This is a genomic window from Mycobacterium branderi (genome assembly GCF_010728725.1).
GTDB lineage: Bacteria > Actinomycetota > Actinomycetes > Mycobacteriales > Mycobacteriaceae > Mycobacterium > Mycobacterium branderi.
The window spans coordinates 2,871,452-2,887,975 of sequence record NZ_AP022606.1 but is presented as its reverse complement, the minus strand read 5'-3'; the positions used below and the strand labels follow the sequence as shown (position 1 = coordinate 2,887,975).

Sequence of the window (16,524 nt, the reverse complement as noted above, 5' to 3'; positions counted from 1 at the left end):
ACTAGTACCGCTGCCATCAAGCGGGCTGACACAGCTACAACGCTCGCACGGGCCAGAGCGTTCAGCCGGCCGCCCATTCCTTTGCACGCTCGAATTCGTCGAGGCCGAACACGGCCAGCTCGCCGGGGATCATCCACGCCAGCGCATGCAAGGTATGGACGACCCATTCCTTGTCGGACACTACCGCGATTCGCTTGAAAGCCGAATGATGCTGTAAGACAGCGCCAAAACCCAGCTTCAGGTCCTCGACCAATCCGCCGGGCCCGAAGCCCTCGTAGTCGGACGCGATGACTTCCACGATCCTGACCTCGCCGGTTTTCAGCAGCTCCTCGATGGCAGGCCGGAACTCGCGTAGGTCGTCACCACGCAGCCGGCCCGACACCCGAATACCGGTGACTCCCTTTGGCATATCTGGCAGTACTTCGATCATCGAATTCTCCTTCCTCGCTCGTCACCTCAGTCATGCTGCCCGAGTCGACGGTGCCTGCCCAACCGACAAACGGCCTGAAGGGGCAGGACTTACGTCCCTACCGTCGGACTCGCGCGAAATGGTCGGATAACTCTGGCGCGGTTGCCATCTCAGCGGACAACCCGTTCGACACGGAGGTATCGCAATGAACGCGTGGCAGCTAACCAGGTGGCCGTGATGACCGTCAGGACGCTCCCGCAGCACGTCAGTGCGCTGTTCACGGATCTTTACGAGATCACCATGGCGCAGGCCTATGCGGCCGAAGGGATGTCGGGCACGGCCGTCTTCGAAACGATGTTCCGCAAACTCCCGCAAGGCCGCTCCTACGTGATGGCCGCTGGCCTATCGGACGTGCTCGACTTCCTCGAAGCGATGCGCTTCCAGCCGGATGACATTGAGTACCTGCGGGGATTGGGCCTGTTTAGCCCCGCGTTCCTGCATCGGCTCGCCGGCGTACGTTTCACCGGGGACGTGTGGGCGGTGCCGGAGGGGACTCTGGTCTTTCCGCACGAGCCGATCGTGCAGGTGATCGCGCCGATTGCCGAAGCCCAACTTGCCGAAACACTTGTGGTGAACCAGATCCACCTGCAAAGTGTGATCGCGAGCAAGGCGGCCCGGGTGGTCGAAGCCGCTCGGGGGCGGACAGTCGTGGATTTCGGAGCCCGGCGCGCACACGGCACCGACGCCGCTGTCAAGGTCGCCCGGTCCGGCTACCTGGCCGGCATGGCGGGCACGTCGAACTTGCTCGCCGCCTGCCTCTACGGAATTCCCGCGTACGGCACCATGGCGCACAGCTTCATCCAAGCGTTCGATGACGAGCTCGACGCGTTCGAGGCGTTCGCTCGGCTCTATCCAGGCACCACATTGCTCGTCGACACTTACGACACGCTGCGTGGGGTCGATCAGGTCGTCAAGCTCGCAGAGCGTTCCGGGGATCGCTTCGATGTGCGCGCAATCCGGCTCGATTCGGGGGATCTCGGTGCGCTGTCGAAGGCGACGCGCGCCAAGCTCGACGCCGCAGGTTTGACCCAGGTCCGAATTTTTGCCTCGTCGGGTCTTGACGAGTATCGGGTGGCGGCGCTGATGGACGACGACTGCCCGATCGACGGGTTCGCGGTTGGTACCAAGGTGGTGGTCGCCCAAGATGCGCCTGCGTTGGATATGGCTTACAAGCTCGTCGAGTACGACGGCGTCGGGCGCACCAAGTTCTCCAGCGGCAAGGTGATATACCCGGGGCGAAAGCAGGTTTTGCGCAGGCTCGATCACGGAGTCTTCGCCGGCGACACGATCGGTAAGCCCGACGAACAGCTCGACGGCGAGCCGTTGCTGGTGCCAGTCATGAAGAATGGCCGACGTCTCTCTGGGCACGATTTCAGTCTGGAGGCGGTGCGACAACGCGCGCGTTCCCAGGTTGACGCGCTCCCGGCTCAGCTTCGTTCGCTCGACCGCAGTGGGGGGCCATATCCGGTCGACGTCAGCCCGGGGATTGAATGCGAGCTTGAAAGGCTGCGTCGTACCTGGGAAAAGAACATCTCAACGTATGCTGGCTGAATCGCTGTGTTTACCGAACTGCCCGCCAAGGTGCGCACCTTGCTGCACGACGAGGCGGTCCCCGACTGGCGCGCTCCGATGCTGGCGACGCTGACGCAGCGGCGGTTCTCTGATCCGCGATGGATCTTCGAACCCAAGCTCGACGGGGAGCGGTGCCTGGCGTATCGCGACGGCCGGCGGGTGCGGCTGATGTCCCGCAATCGCCAGGTTCTCAACGCGACTTATCCGGAACTCGTCGATGCGCTGCGCGCGCAGGCCGCTCCCCGGTTTGTTGTCGACGGCGAAATCGTGGCCTTCAAAGGACGGCACACGAGCTTCGCGCGACTGCAGGGCCGACTGGGTATCACCGATCCCGACCGGGCCCTGGGCAGCGGCATACCCGTGTTTTACTACCTGTTCGACGTGCTGCACCTCGACGGCAAGGCCACCACTGCCCTGCCACTGATTTGGCGGAAACAGCTGCTCTACAACGCATTTGAGTTTCACGATCCGCTGCGCCATACGACATACCGCGTCAAAGACGGCGAGGACGCCTACCGGGAAGCATGCGAGCGCGGCGATGAAGGCGTCATCGCCAAGCGGGCCGACTCGCCCTACGAGGGCCGGCGCTCGCCAAATTGGCTGAAGTTCAAGTGCGTTCACGACCAGGAATTCATCATCGGCGGCTATACCGCGCCGAAGGGTAGTCGAGTCGGGCTCGGCGCGCTCTTGGTGGGCTACTACGAGGGGACCGACCTGGTGTATGCCGGCAAGGTGGGGACCGGCTTCGACACGGTCACGTTGCGAAGCCTGCACGAGCGGTTGTCTGCCATCGAGCGGGACGCCTCGCCTTTCACCCGTGGGACGGTCCGCTCCGCCGACATCCACTGGGTACAGCCAAAACTCGTTGCACAGGTGGGTTTTACCGAATGGACACGCGATAGCAAGCTGCGCCACCCGCGCTACACCGGCCTACGTACCGACAAGGACCCTCGCCAGGTGGTCAGGGAGACACGCTGAGGCCGGTCAGCCATTCGTCCACGCCGGCCTGGCCAACCGCGACCGAGAGCATAAAGGTCCTACCGGTTCCGCCGACGACGGTGGTGAGATCGACCGGGTGGTAGCCGTGGGGCGCGGACTGGGCCACCGCAATCGTGAGGCTCCGGCTGGCGGATCCGTCGGGGGCGAAGGCACCGGATACCGGTGATGCCGTGATCCCCGCGGTATAGGACGTGCCGGTGACGGTGTAGTCGTCTGGCCCCTCGATCATCCGTTGCGCGTCTACGGTCACGGTTCCGGTGGCTCCCGGCGCAATCGCGACGACGGCCGGCCTGACGTTGACGGTCACGGCCACGCTGCCCGCACCGAACGACGGTGGCGCGGCGGATTCGGCGGTGCCCCAGACCGTGTTGGGTTTGGCAGAGAGTGCGAAGCCAAGCTCGCCACCGGTGCGGACGATCGACTCGGGAAGTGACGTCTGACCGGTGGGCCGGCCGTCGATGCTGAGAGCGTCGATGTACTTCAGGCGATGCGCCCCGGAAGCCCCCGGCGCGGAGATCCGGATGGATTTGCTTGCGGGAAGCTCGATTTCGGCGCGATCGAACAGCGGCGTGTTCACGGTGAGGATCGATGTCCCCGGGGTGGCCGGGTACAGCCCGAGTGCGGCCCAGACGTACCAGCTGGACAACGCGCCGAGGTCATCGTTGCCCGGCGCCCCGTCGGGTGTGGGGCCAAATAGTTTGCTACGCACCCGGTCGACCGTGCGCTGGGTCTTCCAGGGTTGACCGATGTAGTTGTATAGCCACGGCACCCCGAAGTCGGGCTCGTTACCGATCCACAGATACGGCTGGTCGGGACCCGCGTTGAGCCGTTTGGTGAAGCGGTCCAGCCGATCGGCGACCGCCTTTCGGCCGCCCAGCGCGGTCACCAGGCCGGCGATGTTGTGCGGCACCCACCAGATGTATTGCTCGGCATTGCCCTCGTCGTATCCGAGCTGGCTGAAACAGCCCGGAGCGGGCTTAACCACCCCGGGACCCTCGGGAAAGAAACCGAGGGCATTGCGCGGAGAGATGTAGTGGGTGGTGGGGTTGAACAGATTCTGCCAATACTGTGCGCGGTTCTGGAATTCCGTGGCGGCAGCGGAATTGCCCAGCGCATCGGCGAACCGGGAGATCGCGAAGTCGTCGACCGACCACTCGAGGGTGATCGAGGTGCCGGGAATCGAACCCCTCAAGCAAGACGTCCCTGTCGTCGGCAGGTAGCCGCGCTGCAGGTAGGTGGCGATTCCCGGCCGCTCCACATAACCGCCCCGCCCGACGCCGCCCGTGGTTGCCGCGTCGACCATGTAGCGCAGTGCCGTGTTGACGTCAAAGTCCCTGGCGCCGAACGCATACAGGTTGACGATCAGCGGTACCACGCTGTCTCCGGTCATCTCCGCGGTCGCGGTATTCGCCAGCGCCCAACGTGGAAACGCCCCGCTCTGTTCGGCATCGTTCACCAGCGATTGCGCCATGTCGCTGGCTCGCTCCGCAAACAGCAGTCCGTGCAGGGCGGCGACACCCCGGTACGTGTCCCAGTCGGAGTAGTTGGCGTACTGGGTATGCCCCCTGGCCACGGTATGGATGACACCGTCGAATCCGATGTAGCGACCGTCGACATCGTTGAAGGTGTTGGGATGCAACAACGAATGATAAAGAGCCGTATAGAAGGTCGTCAGGTCGCTGTCATCGGCGCCGGCCACCCGGATGTGCGATAGCGCCGCGTTCCATTCGCTCGATGCGGCGGCGCGCACATCGTCGAAATTCGCGCCGCCCTCGGCGGCAAGGTTCGCACGCGCCCCGTCCACACTGACGTAGGACAACGCGGTCCGGACCTCGAACACCGAGCCGGCCGGGAACTCCACGTACCCCCCGCTGGACCCTCGATAACTCGAATACGCGCTGCGGGCATCGGGATACACCGAGTAGCCGTCCCAGGTGCCATACGACGTGAACGGCCGGCTGAATTTCATCGCGAAATACACTGTGTAGACGTTGCTTTTGCCGCAGAATCCCCCACTGGTTGCCGATCCGGTGATCGTGGTGTTGTCCTGGACGACCTGGATGCTCGCTGCCGAGTTGCCCGCGAGTGACCCACCGGAGCGCACGTAGAGCAGGGCGGGCCGACCGTTGTGCGGGTAGCTGAATCGTCCGACGCCGGTACGGGTGGTGGCGGTGAGTTCCGCAGTCACACCGGTTTTGGGGAACCGCACCGTGTAATACCCGGGCACACCTACCTCGGCGTCGCCGTGAGCGATCTGTTCGGCGGCTTCCCACGGCTGCGTGCCGATCGCGGTAGTGGTCGGCAGCATCGAAATATCCCCGAACGCTGCGCAACCCACTGAGGCGTGGGTCATGCTGAATCCGGTGGAGCGTTCGACGCCGTAGTCGTAACCGGCGTAGGTGTCGACCGTGTCCGGCGAGTACTGCACCATACCGAACGGCACCGAGGGGCCAGGAAAGTCGTTGATCTCCCCGACCGTCTCGCCTCCCGTCCCGGTACCGATCAGGGTGTCGACGTACTCGACCGGGTTCGCGACGAACACGGGCTCGTATTCGTAAGCCGTGGGCGGGGCGCTGATCAGCATGACGCCGAGAATCACCACGCCTGTCAGCGCGGCAATGGCCCTCCGCGACCGCATAGCTGCCTGTTCCTCTCGAGCCGCCCCTAACCGCCACCTCAAGCTTCTCTCAACCGCACCGGTGATGTGCCGCAACGCGCTGATTCAGTTGCCTGGCAGGCAGTTTGCTCAGGCCCACGGAAAGCGTCATCCGGGACGATCGATCTCTGCGGTTCGCAGCGCCACCAGGACCAGCCCAACACCGAAGGCAAGGCCGGTGACCCACGGAAAATGGCCCCCTGGAGCAAAACCCGTAGCGGAGAACAGCCCCAGGCCATACGCCGCCATCGCGACCCCGGCCAGCATGATCGGTTCGACCCAGCGATGTGCGACCGGCGCACCGAACACGGGTAGTGGTGCTGCGAAAAAGCCTCGCCGCCAACTCAACACTGCCATCTCAACCCCTGTCGCGACACAGAGGACGAGCACCCACTCCAGCCGGGCCAGCCACCACGCCGCGGTTCCCTCGATCGGTTGCGGCAGTAACCCGGTCGGGTAGCCGACCAGCACCACGATGATGACCGGCACCATGTGCCACAGGTAAAGCGCCATCACATTGTTGTTAGCGGTGCGCAGGATCCATTGGGCTGGACTGGGGCGCAGCACACGGTTGAGCAGAGGTGCCACCGCCATGGCTACGCCGGCCTGTGCACACCCGAACGCCAGCATCGCCACCGTGGGCGGCGACGAGTTCTGCACCGCTTGGCCGGGCACGCCGATCATGCTGATCGGGTAAGGTCCCAGCCAGATCAGCAGTGCCAGTGCGACTGCCGACCCGGCTGCGAGCAGCAGGGATCTACGGCCCACCAGCAGCCCTTCACGCCAAGCGATCCCGAGCTGGTAGAGCGTCCCCCAGCACAGCAGGTAGTTCACCATGCCGAGATAGGGCACGTGGGCGCCGACCGAGCCGATGTCCACCACCACGACCCCAACCGCCAACGCAGCCGGCACCAACAGTCCCCAACGGCGTTGTGCGGCAATCGCGATGGGTGTCAACGACACCACAAGCAGGTAGACGGCGAGGAACCACAGGTGCATCGCTAGCGCCCAACCGGCGTAATCCAGCGCGGAACGGGCCACACCCCGGATGCCAAGAATCACCACAACTGTCGACACCAGCCCGACGTACACGGCCGTCGGGCCGAGTACTCGGGCCAGTCGATGCCGAATATAGGCGTGCTGTCGCATACCGTCGGCACACCGATGCGTCCAAGACACCGCGCTGGCGTAGCCGGCGGCCAGGAAGAACACCGGCACCGCCTGGAATAGCCACACCAGCCACTGTGTCCACGGCAAATCGATGAGCGGGTTCTGCCGACCGAAGTCCCCATCGTGGTATGTCACGCAGGACAACAGCCAATGTCCCAGCACAATGAGGGCCACGCCCGATACCCGGTAAAAGTCCACCGCCAGATCGCGAACCGGGCGCGTGGTGTTTGCGTGGCCCATCAGAGGTCGCAAGTCAGAGGGGCTATCGTCATATCAACCTCCTCTGAGCCTTTCTCGGAGCTGCCAGCGGCATCGGAGCAGCTAGCGGCTCACTGAGCTGAGATCCACCGGCTCGGCGGCGAGTTCGAAAAGACGCTCGACGTCGTCACGGCGGCAGACGGCCGTCCCCGGTGTCATCAGCATCGCGGCACCGGCGGCGATCCCGCACTGGACCGACTTGGCGAGCGGCCATCCGCGGCACAATCCGACCGTAACCGCAGCGGTCATCGCATCTCCCGCACCCACCCCGCTACCGGAACGCATGTGAATCGCCGGAAACCGTTGGGCCCCTTGTTTCGTGACCAACAAGGCACCCTGGGCGCCCAGCGACACCACGACGACCTCGGCGACGCCCCGCGCAATCAGCTCTTGCACAGCGTCGACTTGCTCTGCCTCGGTGCCGAGGTCACGCCCGATGCACTCACGTAGTTCTCGCACGCTAGGTTTGAGCAGGTATACCCCGGATGTGATGTGCTGCAAGCCGGTGCCGGACGTGTCGAGAACCAGTCGCGCACCGAGTTCCCGGCAGACATCTGCTACCGATTGATAGAACTCCGCGGGCACGCCTGGTGGCAAGCTGCCGCTTGCCACCACGAACCTCGCAGAACTGGCCGCCATGCGAAGTTCGTCGAGGCATTGCGCGCGTTCGCTGAAAGTCAACTGCGGTCCAGGAAGCACGAACCGATATTGTTGCCCACTGCTTTCTTCATTGACGGTGAGGCTTTCCCGGGTGGAGCTAGCGATTCTGACCCTGTGGAACGGAACCTGTTCCCCGACAAGTAGATTCGCTAGCATATCGCCGGCTGGTCCGCCGGCGGGAAAGACCGCCGACACGGATGCACCGAGTACACGCGCGACGCGCGCCACATTGATCCCGCCGCCGCCAGGGTCGTAGCGAGTACCGCGGCAGCGGATCTTGTCAGTAGGCAGCACCCGATCGGCGCTGGTCGTGATGTCGAGGGCAGGATTCATCGTCAACGTTACGATCGTGGCTCGATGTCCGTTGAGCGCAATGCGTTTGATCATTCGGGTTGCTCCGATGCGCGCGGCCTACAGGCCTGTTGGGTAGGTCTCGGGTGTCTCGCCGGTGATCCATTGGCTGGTCATTTCCAGCGGCTCGAGCGCCTCGGTCTTCTCGATGTGGAGCATCGCGTCGAACTGATCCGCGGGCCGAACATGGTAATAGTGGCTTTGTCTTTCCGTCGCCGGCAGATAGATCACACCGATCGCACGACCCAGCCTGACCATATCCAACGCTGCCGTAGCGTCACTGTCGGAAGACACCATGAACGCGCTCTTGCCGGTCTCGTGGAACATCTCTTCCACGCTGCCGGGTAGCGCTGGGCGGACCGTCTTTCGTTCGGCCGCCCCGCCCCATTCGCTGGCTGCGGTCACGGTGCCGGTGTAGGTGGTGAACCCTATCAGCCGGCAGTCGTCGCGGTAGCGTTCGCGGACCAGCTGACCGAGCGTCAGCTGGCCGTCCGCGGATACCTCGGTCGCGCGGGCATCGCCGACATGGGAATTGTGCGCCCACACCACGATTCGCGCCGGCGGTACCTCGTAGTGGCGGTCCAGGTGCGCGAGTAGCGCCTGCAGCGTTTGGGCCATGTGCTGATCGCGCAAGTTCCACGACGTGACGCGACCGCCGAACATTGCGCGGTAGTAACGCTCGGCGTTGCGTACTACCTGTGCGTTCTGCTCCGCATAGAACAGCTCGTCCTCGGCAAGCAGTCCGTCGCGGCGTGCATAGTCGAGCGCGTTGCGCTGGATGTCGACGAGCTGCTCAATGGCATGCCGCTCACACGACGGGCCGGCACCGAAGGCGGCCGCAAATCCGTACGCCTGACCGTCGTCGGCCGATGAATGGTCGAAGCAGGCGTATCTGGCCCGCGCGCGAGCCGCGGCCATCGGGTCGATCCGGTCCAGGTAGGAGACCACCTCGTGCATCGACCGATGCAAGCTGTAGAGATCCAGACCGTAGAAACCCGTTTGGCGACGATACTGTGCTTCGCGTCGCCGGTTGTTGCCCCTTAGCCACTCGACGAAGTCGCGGACCACGACGTTGCGCCACATCCACGAGGGGAAGCGCTCGAATCCCCGCAATGCCTCTTCGGCGGTGGTGTCCGTGCCCTGACCACGCACGTACCGATTGACCCGATAGGCGTCCGGCCAGTCCGCTTCCGCGGCCACCGCGCAGAACCCCTTCTCGTCGATCAGCCACTTCGTGATCTCGGCCCGGGCCTGATAGAACTCCTGGGTGCCGTGCGTGCTTTCGCCGATCAGCACGATCCGCGCGTCGCCGATCAAATCGGACAACACCTCCCCCGGTGGTACACCACCGGGCGCGTCGACGGCGACTCGCCCGATGATCTCAGCTGCCGTCTCCGCAACCGACGTCGTCGCCACCCCGGTCGTCGAGGTGGCCAGTAGCGTACGGACCTCGTCGTCGCTGACCTGTCGGAAATCCCAGAACGATGCTCCGACCGCCAGGAACGGGGTCGGCATCGACGCGCACACCATGTCGTCGACGAGGCCCGCGAATTCGCGGCAGGTGGACTCGGGCGCAGCCGGTACAGCGATGACGATGTGTGCCGGTTCGGCCTCACGCAGGGCTTGCACCGCGGCGAACATACTGGCGCCCGTGGCCAGTCCGTCGTCGACGAGGATGACGGTTTTGCCGGCCACGTCGATCGGTTTGCGGCCGTCGCGGTAGGCCGCTTCCCGCCGGATCAGCTCGCGTCCTTCTCGCTCGGCGACATCCCGCAACTGCTGGGGAGTAATTTGCAGGCCTCGCACCACGTCGTCGTTGATTACGACGCGACCACCACTGGCGAGTGCGCCGGCCGCGAATTCTTCGTGGCCTGGCACACCCAGCTTGCGCACGATGAATGTGTCCAGGGGCGCGTGCAACGCGGCAGCGACCTCCCACGCGACCGGCACTCCTCCCCTGGCCAGGCCCAAGACAACGACGTCGGGTCGGTCGCGGTAAGCCTCTAGCAGACCGGCCAACACGCGGCCGGCCTCACGGCGGTCGCGAAACATCCGGTCCCTTACGGATTTTCGGGTGCGGATCCCTCTGGTCATCGTGGGTGCTCACCAACCTGCGGTATTGCGGTGGTGCGGGCCCGCGGTGGCAAGTGAAACCGCCGCGGGCCCGCTGGGAATCACGTCAGCTCGCTGCCGCGATCGGCACGTGTTTTTCGGCGGGCTTGGACTCCGAAACCGCCACCGAAATCGTCAGGATGCCCTTGTCATAGGTTGCCTTGACGTCATCTTCGTCGGCGCCGGGCGGCAGTGTCACGGTGCGGACAAACGAGCCGTAGGAAAACTCCGAACGGCCGTCGAAATCCTTCTTCTCGCTGCGCTCGGCCTTGATGGTCAACTGTCCGTCGCGCACGGTGATGTCGACGTCCTTGGTCGGGTCAACCCCGGGGAGCTCGGCGCGCACCTCGTAGCGGCCCTCCTTCATCTCGTCTTCGAGCCGCATCAACCGGGTGTCGAAAACAGGACGAAGCCCGGCGAACGACGGAAACGCCGCGAACAGCTCAGAGAACTCCCGAAATCGCGAGCGCGGCTGACGCTGAACGGGAAGGGCGGTCATAGTTTGCCTCCTTCGGACAGATCGGATTTGGTTACGCAGCGATTCGACCACCCCGACCCGACGCCGCAGTAGGGGCGGAAGTCCTACGTCACCGGGCCATTGGTTAACTCCCGGGCAACAGAGGACTTCCGGCCCTATCGAACCCGTGGCACGTCTGGAAAGCGTTGTGCCATGAGGCACACCGTGGTTCGGCTGGGGTTGTTAGGTGCATGCTTGTACGCTGCCCGTCGCTACTACCGCAATTGGGGGGCCACCAAAGAAGAGTGCAAAATGGCCCTGCCCGGCGACGAGCTGGTGAAAGCCCCGGCGGTGCAGACAACCGAGGCGGTATCGATCGATGCGTCCGTCGATGAGGTTTGGCCCTGGCTGGTGCAGATGGGCCAGGATCGCGGTGGTCTTTATAGCTTCGAGGCGCTGGAGAATTTGATCCGACTGCGATTCCGCAACGCTCATCGTATCCACCCGGAGTGGCAGCGGCTCGACGTCGGCGATGCCGTCCGACTGGCACCCGAGGGCTGGATGGGTCTGCGCGACGGCGTGGTGTTGCGTGTGGCGGACTTGGTACCGAAACAGCGGATTGTCTTGCGGGCTAGGCCTCCCGAGCTCCCCTGGGACTCGGTGTGGTCGTTCCACGTCATGCCGCACTGGGAGGACCGTTGCCGGCTGGTCATTCGCCGCCGGGCTGGAATGCGCCACCCCGGAGAGGTACTTGCGGTCGAATTCGCCGGCCCGGTTACCGCATTGCTGACGCGCGGCATGCTCACCGGCATCAAGCGCCGCGCCGAGAACCGGCGTCGACAATTGGAGAATGAAGGCGCCGCGACGCAGTCGCGTAGCGCCGAGCCTGCTCGATAGTCCGATACTCGAACGATGAGAACAATGCGCCCTGCTGTCCGGTGGCCGGCGCGGGTCCGCCGGCGCGACGGGCGGCTGGTGACCTTCGACCTGGCCAGGATCGAAACCGCGATCGCGCGGGCGGCACGCGAAACCGGAAGGCCGGATCCGGACCTGGCCGCCGGCGTGGCTGCCGCGGTTGCCGATTCGCTGGCACAGCGACGGCGGGACACCGCGACCGTCGAGGCAATTCAGGATCTCGTCGAGGAGAAGCTCTCTGCGGCCGGCTTCGACGACGTGGCGCGCGCATACATCCTGTACCGGCAGCGCCGCGCCGAATTACGTTCGGCCAAAGAGCTGTTGGAGGTACGCGATGAGCTCAAGCTGAGTTTGGCAGCGGCGACCGTGCTGCGGGAACGCTACCTGCTCCGCGACGAAAACGACCGCCCGGTGGAGTCGACGGGCGAGATGATGGACCGGGTAGCGACCTTTGTCGCCGCCGCTGAGGACCGCTACCAGCGCGGCTCATCGCGGCGCTGGGCTGAAGAATTTTCCACGCGGCTGCGGAGACTGGAGTTCCTGCCGAATTCGCCGACGCTGATGAACGCCGGCACCGATCTTGGCTTGCTCGCGGGATGTTTTGTTCTGCCCGTCGAGGATTCGATTCGTTCGATTTTCACCACACTCGGGCACGCAGCCGAGATTCAACGTGCCGGTGGTGGCACCGGCTACACCTTCACCCATCTGCGGCCGGCGGGCGATCGCGTGGCCGGCACCGGCGGCACGGCCAGCGGCCCAGTATCGTTCCTCCGGCTATACGACACCGCCGCGAGCGTGGTCTCGATGGGCGGGCGTCGCCGCGGTGCGTGCATGGCCGTGCTGGACTGTTCGCACCCAGACATCTACGATTTCGTCACTGCCAAGGCCCAATCACCGTACGAGCTCACCCATTTCAACCTTTCCGTCGGTGTCAGCAACGCGTTTCTGCGGGCCGTCGAACGCGACGGCACCCACCGTTTGGTCAATCCCCGAACCGGCAAAACGGTCGCCCGGGTGCGCGCAGCGCAGCTGTTCGCCGCGATTTGCGAAGCGGCGCATGCTTGCGGCGACCCGGGACTGGTGTTTGTCGACACCATCAACCGCGCCAACCCGCTGCCCGGCCTGGGCAGAATCGAGGCGACTAATCCGTGCGGCGAGGTACCACTTCTGCCTTACGAGTCCTGCAACCTCGGGTCTATCAACCTGGCCCGCATGACCAGCCACGGACGCGTCGACTGGGATCGACTGACCGAGGTCGTGGGGCTGGCGGTTCGGTTCCTCGATGACGTCATCGACGTCAGCCGTTACCCCTTTGCCGAACTCGGCGAAGCCACCCGGGCGACGCGCAAGATCGGGCTGGGTGTCATGGGGTTAGCAGAAATGCTGGCCAGCCTGGGCATCCCGTACGACAGCGAACAGGGCGTACGGTTGGCCGGCCGAGTCACTCGCCGCATCCAGCAGGCGGGACACATCGTGTCGACGCAACTTGGCGACGAGCGTGGCTCGTTTCCGGCGATCGCTGACAGCCGGTGGGCTGGCTCTGGGCCACTGCGCAATTCTCAGATCACCTCGATCGCCCCGACCGGCACGATTTCACTGATCGCCGGCACCACCGCCGGGATCGAGCCGATGTTCGCGATCGCCTTCACCCGCGCGATCATGGGCAGGCACCTGCTGGAGGTCAACCCGTGCTTCGACCGGCTGGCTCGCGACCGCGGCTTCTACCGCGACGAACTGATCACCGAGATCGCACAACGTGGCGGCGTGCGTGGTTATCCGCACCTGCCGGCCGAGGTGCGGGCGGCCTTCCCCACCGCAGCCGAGATCGCACCCGAGTGGCATCTACGCATGCAGGCCGCCATCCAGCGCCATGTCGACGCAGCCGTATCCAAGACGATCAACCTGCCCGCCGACGCGACCGTCGAGGATATTCGCCGGATCTACCTGGCTGCTTGGAAGGCAAAAGCCAAGGGCATCACCGTTTACCGCTACGGCAGCCGCCAAGGCCAGGTACTCAGCTTCGCCGCGCCGGAACCCGCAATTCCGCAGGCCGACAGCGACTTCGCCGGCGGCTGTGTTGGCCGCATCTGTGAATTCTGAGCGGGCGCAGACCTACCCGCGGTTTGGGATGACCGTCGACCCGACCAATGCGTGCCAGCGTACGCCGGGACCTTCGGACGTAGACGAAAGGACCTTCGGCCCTACAGCCCAGAACGGTGCAAGCGGACAGTAGGTATTGCGATCTGCTCGAAGGGCAGGAAGTAATGAGGTTCAGTAGGACCTCGTTTGACCCACCGTCCCAAGACGGGGAATCCGCCTTCGAGCAGATCCCCTATTGCCCCGCAAAGTGACTGACCACCCGGCTTTTGTACCGTGAGGCCGTCCACGACCGGAGTCGCGCTGCCGCTGATGGTGGCCGGCGGCCTCCGGAATGCTTGGGGCACAGTCGCCCTCGCGGATCGGTTTTGTCGCATGGCGCTAGTTTGTCTCACCGGCTTGGCCGAGTGCGCTGATGGCGGCGTGGAGTTTGGCGGCGGCTTGGTCGGCGACATCCTGCAGCGCTCCTGGTTGCCCGGTCACCTGGACCATGATTTGCGGGTCCATGGCCTCGACGAGAACTGCGTCGCCGTGGGGGTCGGCTCGCACCACGACGTTGCACGGCAATAGCTGGCCGATCTGGCGATCCACCGCTAGGGCCCGGTGCGCCAACGCCGGGTTGCAGGCGCCCAGGATCAGATAGTCCTCCATGTCCTCACCAAGCTTTTGCTTCAGCGTGGCCTTGACGTCGATTGTGGTCAGCACGCCGAAACCTTGATCAGCCAGGGCCTGACTGGTCCGCTCCACGGCGTCCTGGAAAGAAGTGTGAAGTCTAGTGCTCAAAGCCAAAGTCATTGGTACTCCTTGAATGTCAAAGGACGTTCTCGACGGACGATATTGGACCGGGCCATGCTCGGTGAGGCTTAGGCCAGAGCGAGGAACAGTTTTTCCAGTTCGGCCTCGGTTAGCGCTGACGCGCCCCTCCGGCCGCTACCACTGATGCACTCCCGAAGGCCGCTTGCGACGATCTTGAATCCGGCCCGGTCCAGCGCGCGAGATACCGCCGCCAACTGCGTCACGACATCCTTGCAGTCCCGGCCTTGCTCAATCATTGAGATCACCCCGGCGAGTTGTCCTTGCGCTCGCCGCAACCGGTTGAGCACCGCGGTCATGCTCTCTTCGTCACGCTTCACTGCTTACGCCCCTTCTGTAATCCAACAAGACCATCGTACCCCAGGGGGTATAACCGATTGCCGTGACACGCAAAGTCCACTTTCGACTTGTATACCCCCTAGGGTATCCGTATCATGGAGCACATGAACGACAACAACCACTACCACGACGTACTCAACGACCTGAATCCCCAGCACCGCGCTCTGCGGCAAATGATCCCGGAGGTCTACCGCGGATTCGCAGAGATGCAGACGGCTGCACTGGCTTCTGGCGCATTGGACAAGAAGGCCAAGGAGCTCATCGCGCTGGCCATCGGCATTGTGGCCGGATGCGACGGCTGCATTGCCTCACACGCCCGGGGGGCGGCCCGCGCTGGAGCGACAAGACAGGAAGCCGCCGAGGCCATCGGCGTCAGCATTCAAATGCATGGCGGGCCGGCCACTATCTACGGCGCTCGCGCGTACGACGCGTTCTGCGAATTCGCCGACGCCGAGGTCGGCACCACGGCGGGCTGAGTTCACCGCCTATTCCCGACACAGCTAAGGATGTCAACCGACCGTCGATACCGAGCGGTCGTTTCGGGACCTTGAGCGCCGACGGCGGGGACTAAAGACTCTGCGCTCTCGACCGGTGACCGGCGCATGCTCGAAGACGAAAACAACTTTCTGAAAAGCCTTCAGCGCCTTAGCGAAGGCGGTATTTCATGGGACTGAGCGTGGCCGTCACCGGCCCCACCGGACAGATCGGCACCGCGGCGGTGCTGGCCTTGGAAAGCGATCCGGCGGTGGACCGCATCGTCGGCATGGCGCGCCGGCCCTTCGACCCGTCGTCACTGGGTTGGACGAAGACCAGCTACCAACAGGGCGACATCGGCGATCCCGACGCGGTGGCCGCGCTGATTGCCGACGCCGATGTGGTGCTCCATCTCGCATTCGTCATCATGGGCTCCCGCAAGGAGACTCGACGCGTCAACCTGACCGGCTGTCGCAACGTCTTCCAAGCCTGTGCAGCCGGTGCCGCTCACGGGCGCCCGCGTCGCCTGGTGTACACCTCGTCGGTGGCCGTATACGGTTACCACTCCGACAATCCCGTTCCGCTCACCGAGCAGGTCCCGCCCCGGGGCTCAGCGGCGCACTACTATTCCGCACAGAAGGCGGCCTGCGAAGCCGCGCTCGCCGAAGCCACCACCGGATCACAGCTGCAGGCATTCGTTCTGCGCCCGTGCATCGTCGCCGGCCCCGGAGCACGCCTACTGGCCGAGGCGATGCCGTGGAACCAGGTCCCCTACCTGGCCGGCGCGACCCGGATGCTGCCGATTCTCAAGCCGCTGATCCCCGACCCCGGCACTCCGCTGCAGCTGGTACATCCCACCGACGTCGCGACGGCCATCGCGTGCGCGGTCACCACCGCGGCGCCGCCGGGTGCCTACAACATCGCCGGGGACGGCGTGGTATCCACGTCCCGGGTGATCGCGGCGCTCGGCGGGCGGCCAGTGCGAATACCAGCCGCCGCAGCGACGTTCGCGGCTGCGGCCATCGCGTGGCTACCGTTCGTTCCGTCCTTCGTGGAGTGGTTGCAAACTTTGCGCACGCCGCTGGTGATGGACACCACCAAGGCCAAGACGCAACTCGGCTGGACGCCGCGATACACCGCCGCCCAGGCGCTGCAGGCGCTGACCGCATCGCTGTGACCCGG

At 64.6% G+C, this 16,524-nt stretch carries 14 protein-coding genes; 6 read left to right on the top strand and 8 right to left on the bottom strand.

Annotation, left to right across the window (positions count from 1 at the left end):
* Positions 1-61: 61 nt before the first annotated feature.
* The gene (locus G6N47_RS14810) at positions 62-430 is read right to left on the bottom strand and encodes a SpoIIAA family protein (protein ID WP_083132530.1); all 369 of its coding nucleotides are present in this window, start codon (positions 428-430) and stop codon (positions 62-64) included.
* A gap of 216 nt (positions 431-646) precedes the next feature.
* On the opposite strand from G6N47_RS14810, the gene G6N47_RS14805 reads away from it, so the two are divergent.
* Together G6N47_RS14805 and ligD are read left to right on the top strand one after the other, a co-directional pair.
* Positions 647-2,020, top strand: a complete 1,374-nt coding sequence (locus G6N47_RS14805) for a nicotinate phosphoribosyltransferase (RefSeq protein ID WP_083132636.1) — start codon at positions 647-649, stop codon at positions 2,018-2,020.
* A 6-nt stretch (positions 2,021-2,026) separates the two neighbouring features.
* Positions 2,027-3,019: a non-homologous end-joining DNA ligase gene (ligD, locus tag G6N47_RS14800; protein ID WP_232080215.1), complete on the top strand. Its 993-nt coding sequence runs from the start codon at positions 2,027-2,029 to the stop codon at positions 3,017-3,019.
* Here ligD and G6N47_RS14795 read toward each other — a convergent pair.
* From G6N47_RS14795 to G6N47_RS14775, 5 genes are all read right to left on the bottom strand, one after another.
* Positions 3,003-5,678 carry a GH92 family glycosyl hydrolase gene (locus G6N47_RS14795; RefSeq protein ID WP_083132529.1) on the bottom strand — a complete coding sequence of 892 codons (2,676 nt, stop codon included), beginning with the start codon at positions 5,676-5,678 and terminating at the stop codon, positions 3,003-3,005. The two genes, ligD and G6N47_RS14795, sit on opposite strands and share 17 nt — an antisense overlap.
* A gap of 126 nt (positions 5,679-5,804) precedes the next feature.
* Positions 5,805-7,106: an acyltransferase family protein gene (locus tag G6N47_RS14790; RefSeq protein ID WP_083132528.1), complete on the bottom strand. Its 1,302-nt coding sequence runs from the start codon at positions 7,104-7,106 to the stop codon at positions 5,805-5,807.
* 81 nt (positions 7,107-7,187) lie between these two features.
* Positions 7,188-8,171: a 1-phosphofructokinase family hexose kinase gene (locus G6N47_RS14785; protein ID WP_083132527.1), complete on the bottom strand. Its 984-nt coding sequence runs from the start codon at positions 8,169-8,171 to the stop codon at positions 7,188-7,190.
* Positions 8,172-8,195: 24 nt separating this feature from the next.
* Positions 8,196-10,229 (bottom strand): erythromycin esterase family protein, encoded by a 2,034-nt coding sequence (locus tag G6N47_RS14780; RefSeq protein ID WP_179966385.1) that lies wholly within the window; start codon positions 10,227-10,229, stop codon positions 8,196-8,198.
* Positions 10,230-10,314: 85 nt separating this feature from the next.
* Complete coding sequence (locus G6N47_RS14775; protein WP_083132525.1) at positions 10,315-10,746, bottom strand: HSP20 family small heat-shock protein; 432 nt, start codon at positions 10,744-10,746, stop codon at positions 10,315-10,317.
* Between the two features lie 171 nt (positions 10,747-10,917).
* Here G6N47_RS14775 and G6N47_RS14770 point away from each other — a divergent pair, with 171 nt between their 5' ends.
* Both G6N47_RS14770 and G6N47_RS14765 read left to right on the top strand, forming a co-directional pair.
* The gene (locus G6N47_RS14770; protein ID WP_083132524.1) at positions 10,918-11,601 is read left to right on the top strand and encodes a hypothetical protein; all 684 of its coding nucleotides are present in this window, start codon (positions 10,918-10,920) and stop codon (positions 11,599-11,601) included.
* Positions 11,602-11,625: 24 nt separating this feature from the next.
* Positions 11,626-13,719, top strand: coding sequence for an adenosylcobalamin-dependent ribonucleoside-diphosphate reductase (locus tag G6N47_RS14765; protein WP_083132523.1), 2,094 nt, complete (start codon positions 11,626-11,628; stop codon positions 13,717-13,719).
* 378 nt (positions 13,720-14,097) lie between these two features.
* On the opposite strand, the gene G6N47_RS14760 is transcribed toward G6N47_RS14765, so the two are convergent.
* Positions 14,098-14,511: a DUF302 domain-containing protein gene (locus G6N47_RS14760; RefSeq protein ID WP_083132522.1), complete on the bottom strand. Its 414-nt coding sequence runs from the start codon at positions 14,509-14,511 to the stop codon at positions 14,098-14,100.
* A gap of 68 nt (positions 14,512-14,579) precedes the next feature.
* Complete coding sequence (locus G6N47_RS14755) at positions 14,580-14,828, bottom strand: metal-sensitive transcriptional regulator (protein WP_083132634.1); 249 nt, start codon at positions 14,826-14,828, stop codon at positions 14,580-14,582.
* Between the two features lie 144 nt (positions 14,829-14,972).
* Here G6N47_RS14755 and G6N47_RS14750 point away from each other — a divergent pair, with 144 nt between their 5' ends.
* Both G6N47_RS14750 and G6N47_RS14745 read left to right on the top strand, forming a co-directional pair.
* Complete coding sequence (locus G6N47_RS14750) at positions 14,973-15,344, top strand: carboxymuconolactone decarboxylase family protein (RefSeq protein WP_083132633.1); 372 nt, start codon at positions 14,973-14,975, stop codon at positions 15,342-15,344.
* 188 nt (positions 15,345-15,532) lie between these two features.
* Positions 15,533-16,519, top strand: a complete 987-nt coding sequence (locus tag G6N47_RS14745) for an NAD-dependent epimerase/dehydratase family protein (RefSeq protein ID WP_083132521.1) — start codon at positions 15,533-15,535, stop codon at positions 16,517-16,519.
* The last annotated feature ends 5 nt before the right edge of the window (positions 16,520-16,524 follow it).